Origin of the sequence: Anaerosalibacter bizertensis (assembly GCF_009696605.1) — a bacterium.
GTDB classification, from domain to species: Bacteria; Bacillota; Clostridia; order Tissierellales; family Sporanaerobacteraceae; genus Anaerosalibacter; species Anaerosalibacter bizertensis.
Map to the genome: position 1 here is coordinate 33,132 of NZ_VULR01000007.1, position 13,359 is coordinate 46,490.

Genomic DNA, 13,359 nt, shown 5'->3' on the forward strand with positions numbered 1-13,359 from the left:
TTTAAACTTTTAGCTATATTTATTCAAATAGTACAATGTCTAAGCAAATAGAAATAAAAAATGAGGGACTTAAAAGGGTTTTGCCATGAAATAATCCGACCTAAAAATAAAATGCGTTAAAAATTTTTCACTGTTTGAGCGAAGCGAGTTTGAAAACATTTAGCATTTTATTTTTAGGGAGGATAATATTTCATCAAAACCCTTTTCGGAGCGAATTTTTATTTCTATTTGCGGGAGCCAGCACTATGCTAAAAGAAAGTACTAAACTAAATTACCTTTGAGGAGGAGAAATGGTGAAGTTAAATACTAGAAATTTTGGGGAAATTGAAATAGATGAGAGTAGCATAATTAACTTTCCTAACGGAATTCCAGGATTCGAAAAAGAAAAAAGATACATAATAATAAACAATCCAGACAAAGAAAACCCATTCCAATGGCTTCAGTCAGTAGACAATCAAGATTTAGCCTTTGTAGTTATAAACCCTTTCTTTGTAAAAGTTGACTATGACATAGTACTGCCAGAATCAGCTATAGAAACATTGAAAATAAAAGATGAAGAAGATGTAGCACTATATACCATAGTAGTAATACCAGAAAACATAGAAGAAATGACAACAAACCTTTCAGGACCAATAGTAGTAAATGTAAAAGAAAAACTAGGAAAACAAATAGTATTGGATGATAGTAGATATTCAACTAAACACTATATATTTAAAAAAGAATTAAATAGTGAGGGGGCTTAAATATGCTAATCCTTACTAGAAAAAAAGACGAAAGCATAGTCATAGGAGATAATATAGAAATAAAAGTATTGGAAATAAACGATGGTAAAGTAAAACTAGGTATAGAAGCTCCAAAAAATATAGATATTATAAGAAAAGAACTATACGAAAACATACAAGAAGAAAACAAAAAAGCCTCAGAAATAAATATAAACTTAGATATGTTAAAAGAAATAATAAAAAAAGACAAAAAAGACTAAAGTTTTATATTTTGTTTTCGATATATATAATGAAAATAAAATAAAAGACATTTTATTTTCTAATTACAAATTATGAATTACAAATTTCAAATTAAAAGATCAAATATAAATTAATCAAAGATTAATTTATATTTGCACCACAATTTGTAATTTATAATTTTAAATTTATAATTCCGCCCAAAGGGCGGCCAGGCACGGATGCCGAATAATAAAATTTCAAGGAGGAATATATAATGAGAATTAATAACAACATGATGGCAATGAATGCCAACAGACAATTAGGTATTAACAACAATGGAACAGCTAAATCCTTAGAAAAACTTTCATCAGGATTTAAAATCAACAGAGCAGGAGACGACGCAGCAGGACTAGCAATATCAGAAAAAATGAGAGGCCAAATCAGAGGATTAAACATGGCTTCAAAGAACGCTCAAGACGGTATCTCACTTATTCAAACAGCAGAAGGTGGATTAAATGAAACACATGCAATCCTTCAAAGAATGAGAGAACTAGCAGTACAATCAGCTAATGATACAAATGTTGAAATTGATAGGGGAGCTATTCAAGATGAGATGAATCAATTAGTAGCTGAGCTTGATAGAATTTCTGATACAACTGAATTCAACACTCAAGGTCTATTAGATGGTGGATTCAAAGGTAAATTTCAAATAGGAGCTAATGAAGGACAAAATATAGAATTACAAATAGGGAAAATGGATTCTACAAGTTTAGGATTAGTTAGCACAATTTCTACTGAACAGGGATCTGTAGAAAATAACGCTGATAATTCAGTATTAGCAGATGGAGTTTATACAGTTAGTGAAGATAAAGACGCATTACTTGACGCTGATGGCAATACTGTTGCTACAATAGATTCTAATAAAGTATCAGTTGGTGATACTGATCTAATTGATTTAACAGATAAAGAAGTTTTAGCTGCAGGAGCACAAATTACTATCAGTGGTAATGGTGCTAAATATGATATTAAAAATAAGATTGATGCAACAGCTGCTAAAGCTTTAGCACCAGGAAACTATGAAGTTAAAGGAACAAATCTTGTTAAAGATGGAAAGTTAGTTGGAACAGTAGAAACTGGAGTATCAGTAACACCAGAAGGTGGAAGTGTTATAAATGCAGCCGATCTAGGATTGACACCTGCTCAATTAACTAATGGATTTAAATTTACTATCAATGGTTCAGATGTATCTACAAGGGCAAATGCAGAAGGAAGTATTACTACTATTAATAAAGCAATTGAAAAAGTATCAACTGAAAGATCTAAATTAGGTGCTATGCAAAATAGATTAGAACATACAATAAAGAACCTAGATACATCAGCTGAAAACTTACAAGCTGCAGAATCAAGAATTAGAGACGTAGACATGGCAAAAGAAATGATGGAATTTACAAAACAAAACATCTTACAACAAGCTTCAACTGCTATGTTGGCTCAAGCAAACCAAGCACCTCAAACAGTATTACAATTATTAAGATAATTAAATATGACAATAAGGAAGTCAGAGGAAATCACTCCTCTGACTTTTTCAATGAGAAAGTTTTATCAAATGGAAGTTATTTTATAATTTAACAAGGAGGTTTTCATATGACTGAAAGAATCGATTTGTTACTTATGGAAATACAGAGGATTAAAGAAAGTATTGGTATAATAGAAAATGAACTTAAAGCAATTAAAGCTGAAGAACAATCTACTGATATAGATATGGAACTATTAGATATTTGGAACAAAGCCATAGATATTATAAAAAAAGAATTGACAGAAGTTTCTTTTAATACATGGATAAGAGATATAAATCCTATAGAAATTAATGACAATTCTTTTTATATTTCAGTTAAAAATGATTTTGCTCAAAGTATAGTTAAAGAGAGATATGGAAAATTAATTAAAAACGCTCTTAAAATCATAACTAATAAAGATTATAATATAGAAGTTTTGGTAGAAGGAATTGATAACAATACTATAAACTGACAACATGTATATACGAGTATATACTTTCTATAAGAAGATTAATGTATTTTTAAAAAAGAAGTGACTTGAATTAGGGTTAATTTAGATAAATGGAGTAATCCTGTTAGAAAAGAAGAGAGGATGGCTAGCTGGCCATCCTTTTGAGTTTTTACATTAATCATCCAATAGCTTTAAATCTATTGGGTATTTTCCATATTTTCTTCCGGCTTCCATAAACGCTTCTATATTTTCCATTGGAGTATGCATTGGAATCTGACAGCCTGTACTTAAGATATAGCCTTTTTTAGAGTCGTGACCTTTCCTAATACACTCTTTAACCGATTTAAATATATCTTCTTTAGTACCTTTATACACTACATCAACAGGTGGAACATTACCTGTGATTATTACTTTATCTCCCATTACTTTTTTAGCTTCTTCTAAATCTTCCACATTATCTATACTGAAATTAGAAATACCTGCGTTTACGACATCTTCCCATATGTCTCTGCTTTTTCCACATATATGTATACTAGGAGAACTGCCAGTAGTTTCTTTTATTTTATCTATATTCTTCTTAAGGGCAGGTAAGGAAAATTCTCTAAATTGTTTTGGGCTTATAAGGCTGGTAGAAGAGACTGGATCGGCAAAGCCAATGGATACGCCTAATTTAGCTACTTCTTCTATATATCTATTGTTAGATTCTGCTACTATTTCCATTAAAGTATGAACTTTTTCAGGATATTTTATCATCCACTTCATTAAATTCTCCGTTCCTACTACAGAGGCAGCTACACTAATAGGGCCAGACATGGAAGCACTGACATCTACTTTATCTATAAGTGCGTCTCTAGTAAGTTTTATAGCTTTAAGTAGAATAGGTAGTTTACCATCTTTTAGAGGATTGGCTACTTTTAAGGATTCTATTCCATCTACAGATTTTACAGCTGGTTCTAGTAAATATGAAATGCCATATTTAGGAAAGGCAACTTTAGAACCCATAGCTTCAGCAACACCTCTTAAGCTAGTGGATATTCCGACACTATCATGATGGAGCCTTTTAAATAAAGCTATTTCCAATTCTGCCATAAGTTCTGCTGAATGATAATAATCTCTTGCAGTTGCTCCAATAAAAGGTGCCATAGTAACCCCCATATCAGGGATGCAAATTATTCTATCAATTTCTTCACCTTTAGAAAAAGCTGTCATTCTTTCTTTAGGAGTCATTTCTATTTTCACCAAATAAACACTTCCTTTCTAAGAACCTATAATTTAATTATATATAATACATTTGCATATATATAATAGAATTATCTTATAGGGATTATATTCAAATTAATATAATCAATAATATTACTGAAAATTTTATTTATTAAATTGCCAATAAACGAGTCATTAAATTTATTTTAAAAAGGCTTGAAAACATAACATTCAATAAAATCAACTTTAATATTAAATTTATTAATTAGTTAATCATAATTATTAATTAATTGATTGCTATTTTTAATAAATGATGGTATATTATATTTAAATCTTTAAATATAATATTAATTTCATGGGGGCATGGGTATGAGAAAATATTTTTTTAAACCAAGGGGGCTTTTATTTTTAAATTTATTATTTGCAGTACTTCTTTCTATTGTAGATATATTTTTTGCTTTTATTCTTGGAAATATTGTAGATGTTAGTGTTACGGGAAGTGGATTGGGATTTAAAAGAATTTTATATATTGGAATGGGGACTATGGCAGCTGAGGCTATATTGTCATATTTAGTTAGAATATTTAGAGGAAAGTTTATTAGAGAATCTATGTGTTATTTAAAAGAAGATATATTTAACAATATAATGTCTAAGGATATGGCTTCTTTTAATGATCAAAATAGTGCTGACTATATTTCAACTATAAATAATGATACTAATTTAATCGAACAAGATTATTTTATAAATATTTTAGATAGCTTCCAATATATATCTTTATTTATATTGGGAACTTATTCAATTTTCAGACTAAATATATACATAGCTATTGCAGCTTTTATAATAGGTTTTATTCCTATTTTCATTCCTTTAATATTTCAAAAAGAAATGGGAAGGAGGAAAAAGGAATATTCCAATAGTGTAAGTAATTTTACTACGAAGATTAAAGATATATTTTCAGGATTTGAAGTTATTAAAAGCTTCAATATAGAAGAAAAGATAAGGGAAGATTATAATAACTCAAATAATGCTGTAGAAGATAGGAAATATGATTCTGCTAAAATGGAAGCTATAGTCAATTCCTTATCACAATTTTTTGGTTCTATGGTCTTCTTTGCTCCTCTAGGATTAGGGACTTATCTTGTATTAAAAGGCAAATTTACTGTAGGTGGAATGTTGACTTCGGTACAGCTTATGAACTATATAGTAAATCCTATCCTTAATTATTCCAATATAGTTAATAAAATAAAGGGGATAAAACCTATAAATGATAAAATAGGAAATATAGTTAAAGTAGATAGGGTCTGTGATGAGGGCTTAGAAAAAAGCTCCTTTGAAAATTCTATTGAATTTAAAAATCTATCTTTTTCATACAATGAAGACAGGCAAATACTTAAAGATATGAACTTAAGTATAGATAAAGGTGAGAAGGTAGCTATTGTAGGGAAAAGTGGTAGTGGCAAGTCTACTTTATTAAAACTTCTATTAAGATATTATAAAGGCTATGATGGAGAAATAGTTATAGACAATATGGAGAATAGGGAATTAAAGATTTCTTCTACCTATGATCTTATATCTATAATACAGCAGAATGTATTTATGTTTGATGATAGCATTAAAGCCAATATTGCTTTATATGGAAACTATACAGATGATGAAATAGATAGGGCAATAATCCAGTCTGGACTTTTAGATTTAGTCAAAACTTTGCCTAATGGGAGTGATTCCAGTGTAGGAGAAAATGGCTGCAATCTTTCAGGAGGGGAAAAACAGAGAATATCCATAGCTAGGGCTTTAATTAAAAATACCCCTATACTCTTATTAGATGAAGCTACAGCAAGCCTTGATTCAGAAACTTCCTATGAAATAGAATCTTCAATATTGGATATAGAAGGGTTAACTAGTATAGTTATAACCCATAAACTAAATGAAGAATTGTTGCAAAGATATGATAAGATAGTAGTTATGGACAATGGTACTATTATTGAAGAAGGCAGTTTCTATGAGCTAATAGATAGAAAAGGCTTTTTCTACAATCTATATAATGTAGAAAAAGCAGCCTATGATGGTCTTATAGAAGGGATGAGCCAATAATGATTATAGAATATGCTAAAAAAGAAGATTATATATCTATTCATAATATTTCAAAAGAGCTTAATATAGAATATGCTAAAAACAAGGAAAGAGGGGTTTTATTAAGGATAATCCCTAAGGAGTTTATAAAAGATAATATTGAAAATTTTATAGTTGCTAGGATTGACAACAGGGTTGTAGGATTTTTGTGGTTTAGTATTAAATATCCTAAAGATATGTTAAAGTACACTGAGCTTAGAGAGAATATCCATAACTGTGTTTACTCTGAGCAGATAGGTGTTAAAGAGGAATTTCAAGGTCAACATATTGGTAAAGAACTTTATAGATTTCTGAAAAACAATTATAAAGAAAAAGGGATATTAGTATTTGTAAATATGGCTCCAGAAAAAAACATAGCCTCCCTGTCTTTTCATGAAAGTTTAGGTTTTAAAGTTGTTGGAGATTTTTATAGAAAGGACTTTTGTGGTTTTAAAGATTATAAGGCTAATTTATTAAAACTAAAGCAATTATAGTAAGTACTATTGCTAATTTATTCTTATTAGAAAGCTTTTCTTTAAATATAAAGAAACCTCCAATATTTATTAAAACAATGCTTCCAGCACTATAAATAGGGAAGGCAACAGAAGTTTTTACACTTTCTAAAGATAATATTAAAAAATATGAAGAAAATAGATTAGGTATGCCTACTGCAAATCCAGTAAGTATATCTTTTTTTGTAATCTTATTTTTTTGTTTTAAAGTATAATATATGCTTATTAAAAAAGCTACAAAGAATACTGAGAATAAAAATATATCTTTAAATTCATTTAATGCATATTTTTGATATATTTTATTTGAAAACTCTGCCATACCTCCAAGTATAAAGAGTAGTATAAGGCTTTTATTATAATTAAATCTATCTTCCATATTATTAGGTAGATTTACAATAATTATAGAAGCCATGGAGAGTATGATCCCTATCCATTGAATAAAAGAAGGGAGTTCATTCCAAAGTATTATAGAAAAAATCATAGGTATCAATATACCTAGTTTAGCAAAGGTACCAGATATACCTACCCCATTTTCTTTTACACTTTTTTGATAAAAAATAAAGGAGAGAAAAAAGAAAATTCCTGCAATAGAGCCTACTATAATTCCCCAAATTATGCTGGAATATGGGGATAAAGTATGTATATTATTAGAATGTAAAAGTTTAAATTCATTAAAAAAAGTATTTTCTTTCGTTATATTTTTAAATAAGTCCTTGTAGAAGATCATAAATAAACTAGTTGAAAAAGCAATAAAATAATTGGAACTAGTAATAGCATACCTATTTGTATTAGAATTTTCTGCGTATTTAAATATAAGGGCAATTAAAGAACTACAAAGTGTTGCGAGAAATAAGAAGAACATAACCTTTCCCCCTGTTTTCAAATCTAATTTCACTATACCAGTAAAGTCATAATTATACAATAAAGATTTATTAATAGTTGACAAGTATTAAAACTTCACCATATTGGATAAGTATATACTAAAATATTTAGTAGAGGTGAAGTAGTATGGATGGACTTATTTTAACTAAGGAATATATGGATATAGTAAAAGCCAATCCCTTTTTTATATCAACCTATGTTTTTTGCTGAAAAAGGCATAGAAAACTTCAATAATAAAAGTTAAAGATTTTAAGCTTAATATAGGAGTATATATGTACAATGAAAAATTTACAGGGCTTTATACTAAGATTAACAGGAACAATATAATTTTTGGAAGAGAAGGGTATTTTTCAATTCCTAATATGTTAGTTTTAATATAAGCACTAAAGAGTTTACCTTTTTAGTCGATATTATAAACTACTATATAATATTTATATAAGGAGTTGAATTTATGAAAGTTAAAAGTATAAAAGTAAAAATGATACTATTGCTTCTTCCCGTAATTATATTATCAATGTGTTCACTAGGATATATGAGCTTTTCTAGTTCGAAGAAGATAATAAACAATGAACTTGAGATAAGAATGAATAGCTTAGTTAATGAAAAAACTCAAGAAATAGAGAAAAGCCTTCAAAGGCATGAAAAAATATCTGAAAGCATGGCCAGAATGGTAGAAAGCTCTTTATCAATTTTTACTGAAGAAAATTATGCTAATATTATAAAGGATTTAATTGAGACAAATGAGGAAACTTCTGGTGGAGGAATTTGGTTTGAGCCATTTAAATTTGATGAAGAAAGAGAGTTATTTGGGCCTTATGCTTATAAATCCAATGGTAAGGCTGTCTATTTAGATGAATACAGTAAAGTAGATTATAAACAAAATGACTGGTATAAAATTGGAAAAGACTCCGAAAAAACTGTTGAATGGTCAGCTCCCTACTATGATGAAGTTGCAAAGGTTGCTATGGTAACTTCAACATCTCCATTTTATGATAAAAACAATAATTTTATTGGAGTAACTACAGCAGATATAGATTTATCTACTTTACAGAATAATATTAAAAGCATGAAAATAGGCAATAAAGGCAGGGTTTTTTTAATAGATGGAAATGGTCTATACATTGCAGATCAAGATGAATCTAAAATGATGAAAATTAATATAAAGGATGATAAAAACGAAACATTAGCAGATTTAGGTAAAGAAATGTTATCTAAAAAGAATGGCAAATCAACATTTAAAGATGATCATGGAACTGAAAAAGTATATTATAAGACTATAGATGGCACCAATTGGATTGTATGTATGGCAATACCAGAGTCAGAAGTTTATTCACAAGTAGATTCTTTAAGAACTAAGATAGGTTCTATAATAATAATTTCAATTGTAATAGTAGTTTTATGTATATTTTTATTTGCAAATTACATAGGAAATAATATTAAAAAAGTTAATGATTTTGCTATGCAAATAGCAGATGGAGATTTAACAGGACAACTAGAATTAAAAAGTAATGATGAACTTGGTGAAATGAGTAATCATTTAAACAAAATGAAGGAAAATATCCATTCTATTATAAAATCTATAATGGATAATTCTGAATATATTAACACATCGGCTGAGGAGTTATCAGCAACAGTTGAAGAATTGTCAGCAAAGTCCTTAACAATCAATGATGCTGTAGATACAATTGCAGAAGATATGGAAGAATCTAGTGCTGCGTCAGAAGAAATAAGCGCATCTATGGAAGAAGTAGATTCAAGTGTAAATGTATTATCTTCAAATGCTACAAAAGGTAGTCACAATGCGAAATCTGCTAAGGAGAGGGCAAGTCAGGTACAGGTTAATAGTAAAGATGCAAAACAAAAAGCAGTAGAATTGTATATTCAAAAGGAAAACAATATGAAAAAAGTTATTGAAGAAAGTGCTGTAATAGACAATATAAAAATCATGACAGACACTATTTCCTCCATAGCAGAACAAACTAATCTATTAGCTTTAAATGCTGCAATAGAAGCTGCAAGAGCAGGAGAACATGGAAGAGGGTTTGCAGTAGTAGCAGAAGAAGTAAGAAAACTTGCAGAACAATCTTCCGATGCTGTAATAGATATACAAAACACTATAGAATCAGTGAAAAAAGTATTTAATGATAGTATCGAAACAGGTAATGATATATTGGCATTTATAGATGTGGATATTAGAAAAAATTATGACGAATATGAAGAAATGGGTAATCAATACTATATTGATTCAGATTTTGTAAGTACAATGTCAGAAGAATTAGCAGCCATGTCAGAAGAAATTACAGCAACAGTTGGTGAAGTAAGTGATGCAATTCAAAGTATGGCTCAGTCCACACAGAAATCTAGTGAAAAAGCAGAGACTATAAGGGAAAATATGAATGAAACTACAGAAGCTATAGAGTATGTAGCTGAAACAGCCCAGAGACAATCTGAGCTTGCACAAAAGTTAAATGATATGGTTCAGAAATTTAAAATATAGAAGGCAATATATTCCTAAGCTAATATTATCTATAATTTTTATATATATTAATACAAACATTATAGATAATATTAATTTGTTTTAATGGCTATAGTATCGTAAAATTAGTATGAATAAAAGCTTAGGGGGTATATGTATGACAAGAGAAGAACTGTTGGAGTCAGTAAAAAAAGAAGCAGAGGGATACTTTGAAAGAGGAGAATTTTTTTGTTCAGAAGCAGTAGTGCATACTATAAACAGATTGCTTGATAAACCCTATAATGATGACATTGTAAAAATGGCTTCAGGATTTCCAATAGGCATGGGAAAATCTGGCTGTTTATGTGGAGCTGTAAGCGGGGGACAAATGGCTCTGGGAATGGTATATGGTAGAGTACATGGGGAACCTATGAATGATAAAATGTTTCCAATAGCAGCAGGACTACATGATTTTATAAAAGAAGAATATGGCTCAACTTGTTGTAGGGTTATGACTAGACAGTGGGCAGGGGATAATTTCAAAAGCCCTGAAAGGAAAAAACACTGTGTAGAAATTACTGGAAAAGTTGCAGAATGGGTTGCTGAAAAATTAATAGAAGATGGACAAGTTGAAATAAAATAATAGTAAGCCACTAATTTTAGTGGCTTACTATTATTTTACAGTTTCAGTTTTATTAGACATGAATTTTACATATTTAAATAATACATAAAGTACCATTATAACTGATATTAATTCTTCAAACTTTATAATATATTTAAGTATTGGTATAGGTTTCCCTATATTAGCTAAAAATCCATTTGTTAATTTAATAGATATGGCACTAATAACTAGTGGAAAAGTAAAAGCTGAATAACTAGGATAGAATCGTAGTTTCAATAGTTTAGGTAGTTGGAATAATATACATAGCAGTGTAAGTTGTGATAAAGCTACTAAGAACCAGACAATGATCATGTTTTTATTCTGAAAAGAATTCATATATCCAGCTAAACAAAGGCTAGCAGGTGCAGAGAAGATTACAATTGTAGGTAGTGCTGGTTTTGGAATCTCTCCAATCTTTAAAACCCTTTTCAAAATAATTGGCAATAATATTAAATAAGATATAAATCCAAACCAAAATATTACTTGTCCAATTTTCATCATATTAAATACTGGACTAGTAACAGATGCTACTACAATTCCAACATAGACAATAAACCAACTAGGGAAAACTTTTTTAATATTGAAGTTAAATATATATTTCCTTGTAAAGGAAAAGATTAATATAATATGAAGAATAAGTCCAATAATCCACATAATAAAGGCTAATGAATATGAAAAGTCTTTTATATAAGTGGATAAAAGCATAATTCCCATAGAAAAAGTAGGAAAAACACTATAAACTACAGGGTTATCTAAACTTTCTCTTACTTCTTTTGGATATATTATGATCTTTAAAAGCATTAAAATTAAAATAATAGCAGACAATATACCAAAGATATTTCTGTAGATATTTCCATAGGATAGTACTAGATTTCCAGTAGCTGCTAAAGCTAACATTAGTCCAACAATTGGTACTGGCAATTGTTTAACTATTCTTTTCATATGCATCTCTCCATTCCTATTTATATTTTAACTATTCTACCATAGATTACCATATAAGCAAAAACAAGTCCAATAGAAAATATCTATAATAATTGTCCTCTAATAAAGGAAGTACAATATACTAGATAATGGTTTCTATGGTATTATTATTTGTAGAAAGCCCAGTTCCAGTTATATCAAAGTCATAATTATATAATAAAGATTTATTAATAGTTGACAAGTATTAAAACTTCATAATATTGGGTAAGTATATACTAAAATATTTAGTAGAGGTGAAGTAGTATGGATGGACTTAGTTTAACTAAGGAGTATATAGATATTGTAAAAGAAAATCCTGAGAAGTATTATGAAGATTATAGATTAACAGTGGAAAAGGTAGCAAAATCCAATGCAAGATATAAGGGAAAGCCAATCCCTTTTTTATATCAACCTATGTTTTTTACTGAAAAAGATATAGAAAACTTCAATAATATAGGGAAAGTATTAATGTCTATAGCAAATAAGGTTACAGAAAAATACATAGAATCTCCAGAGTATAGGAAGAAGTTTAAATATCCTAAGCTATTGGAAGAACTTATATTGGTAGATCCAGGTTATGATGTAAATATTCCTATAGGAAGGTTTGACCTTTTCTATGGTGGAGGAGATAAATTTAAATTTATAGAGGTAAATACAGATGGCACTTCTGGTATGAATGAGGACAATATTTTTTCAAATATACTGCTAGATACTGAATCCATGGAAATAATGAAAAAAAGGTATAATATATCCTATTTTGAATTGATAAATAGCTGGGTTGAGGAAAGTTTAAAAATATATAGTAGATATGATAAGAAGGATAATAAACCTAATATAGCAATTGTAGATTTTAAAGAAACTGGAATAACGGCTGAATTTGAAGCTTTTAAAAAAGCATATATAGAACATGGTTATAATTGTGTTATTGCAGATCCAAGGGATTTGAAATATAGGGATGGAAAGTTGTACTATGAAGATATGAGGATAGATCTTATATATAGGAGGATAGTTACTGTAGAGTTTATAGAAAAGTCTAATGAAATACCTGATCTTATAGAGGCTTATAAAGATGGAGCAGTATGTGTTGTAGGTTCTCTTAGGTCTCAAATAATGCACAATAAGATTATATTTAAAATACTCCATGATGAAGATACTTTAAGCTTTTTGTCAGAAGAAGAAAGAAATCTTATAAAGAACCATATCCCTATTACTAAGGAATTTGGTGGTGACGAGAAGATATTTGAACAGGTTTTGAAAAATAAAGATAGTTATATAATAAAACCTATAGATTCCTTTGCTTCTCAGGGTGTTAATGCTGGTAGAGATTTTTCTGAAGAAGAATGGAATAATATATTGATCAAGTGTTGGAATAAGGACTATTTAGTTCAAGAATTTATTGACCCCTATACTAGACCTTTTGTACAATTTGAAGATGGAAAATTAAAAGTTAAAGATTTTAAGCTTAATATAGGAGTATATATGTACAATGAAAAATTTGCAGGGGTTTATACTAGGATTAGCAGGAACAATATAATATTTGGAAGAGAAGGATATTTTTCAATTCCCAATATGTTGGTTTTGTCACAAGTATGATTATAGACTATCTAATAGTTTACATGGTATAATTTAACT

At 29.0% G+C, this 13,359-nt stretch carries 12 protein-coding genes; 9 read left to right on the forward strand and 3 right to left on the reverse strand.

Features of this window, described 5'->3' with window-relative positions; genetic code table 11:
* Positions 1-290 precede the first annotated feature (290 nt).
* The 4 genes from fliW (at position 291) to FYJ27_RS06285 (ending at position 2,969) form a co-directional block, all read left to right on the forward strand.
* Positions 291-743, forward strand: a complete 453-nt coding sequence (gene fliW, locus FYJ27_RS06270; protein ID WP_154484004.1) for a flagellar assembly protein FliW — start codon at positions 291-293, stop codon at positions 741-743.
* A gap of 2 nt (positions 744-745) precedes the next feature.
* Entirely contained in the window at positions 746-982 is a 237-nt protein-coding gene (gene csrA, locus FYJ27_RS06275) for a carbon storage regulator CsrA (protein WP_154484005.1), read from the forward strand.
* A 233-nt stretch (positions 983-1,215) separates the two neighbouring features.
* The gene (locus FYJ27_RS06280) at positions 1,216-2,478 is read left to right on the forward strand and encodes a flagellin N-terminal helical domain-containing protein (protein ID WP_154484006.1); all 1,263 of its coding nucleotides are present in this window, start codon (positions 1,216-1,218) and stop codon (positions 2,476-2,478) included.
* A 107-nt stretch (positions 2,479-2,585) separates the two neighbouring features.
* Complete coding sequence (locus FYJ27_RS06285; RefSeq protein WP_154484007.1) at positions 2,586-2,969, forward strand: DnaA N-terminal domain-containing protein; 384 nt, start codon at positions 2,586-2,588, stop codon at positions 2,967-2,969.
* A 153-nt stretch (positions 2,970-3,122) separates the two neighbouring features.
* Here the strand turns inward: FYJ27_RS06285 and FYJ27_RS06290 are convergent, their stop codons facing one another.
* Positions 3,123-4,187: a uroporphyrinogen decarboxylase family protein gene (locus tag FYJ27_RS06290; RefSeq protein WP_326831049.1), complete on the reverse strand. Its 1,065-nt coding sequence runs from the start codon at positions 4,185-4,187 to the stop codon at positions 3,123-3,125.
* 330 nt (positions 4,188-4,517) lie between these two features.
* Between FYJ27_RS06290 and FYJ27_RS06295 the strand changes: the two genes are divergently transcribed.
* Complete coding sequence (locus FYJ27_RS06295) at positions 4,518-6,239, forward strand: ABC transporter ATP-binding protein (RefSeq protein ID WP_195839094.1); 1,722 nt, start codon at positions 4,518-4,520, stop codon at positions 6,237-6,239.
* Positions 6,239-6,751, forward strand: coding sequence for a GNAT family N-acetyltransferase (locus FYJ27_RS06300; RefSeq protein WP_154484010.1), 513 nt, complete (start codon positions 6,239-6,241; stop codon positions 6,749-6,751). Before FYJ27_RS06295 ends, FYJ27_RS06300 begins: the two co-directional genes overlap by 1 nt.
* Here FYJ27_RS06300 and FYJ27_RS06305 read toward each other — a convergent pair.
* The gene (locus FYJ27_RS06305; RefSeq protein WP_154484011.1) at positions 6,723-7,631 is read right to left on the reverse strand and encodes an SMR family transporter; all 909 of its coding nucleotides are present in this window, start codon (positions 7,629-7,631) and stop codon (positions 6,723-6,725) included. The genes FYJ27_RS06300 and FYJ27_RS06305 overlap by 29 nt on opposite strands.
* A gap of 471 nt (positions 7,632-8,102) precedes the next feature.
* Here FYJ27_RS06305 and FYJ27_RS06310 point away from each other — a divergent pair, with 471 nt between their 5' ends.
* A complete protein-coding gene (locus tag FYJ27_RS06310; protein WP_154484012.1) occupies positions 8,103-10,148 on the forward strand; it encodes a methyl-accepting chemotaxis protein in 2,046 nt (681 codons plus the stop codon).
* A 136-nt stretch (positions 10,149-10,284) separates the two neighbouring features.
* Complete coding sequence (locus tag FYJ27_RS06315) at positions 10,285-10,749, forward strand: C-GCAxxG-C-C family protein (protein ID WP_154484013.1); 465 nt, start codon at positions 10,285-10,287, stop codon at positions 10,747-10,749.
* A gap of 30 nt (positions 10,750-10,779) precedes the next feature.
* On the opposite strand, the gene FYJ27_RS06320 is transcribed toward FYJ27_RS06315, so the two are convergent.
* On the reverse strand, positions 10,780-11,709 hold the full coding sequence (locus FYJ27_RS06320) for a TDT family transporter (protein WP_154484014.1): 930 nt from the start codon (positions 11,707-11,709) through the stop codon (positions 10,780-10,782).
* Between the two features lie 282 nt (positions 11,710-11,991).
* Between FYJ27_RS06320 and FYJ27_RS06325 the strand changes: the two genes are divergently transcribed.
* Positions 11,992-13,320 carry a circularly permuted type 2 ATP-grasp protein gene (locus FYJ27_RS06325; protein WP_154484015.1) on the forward strand — a complete coding sequence of 443 codons (1,329 nt, stop codon included), beginning with the start codon at positions 11,992-11,994 and terminating at the stop codon, positions 13,318-13,320.
* Positions 13,321-13,359: the final 39 nt, after the last annotated feature.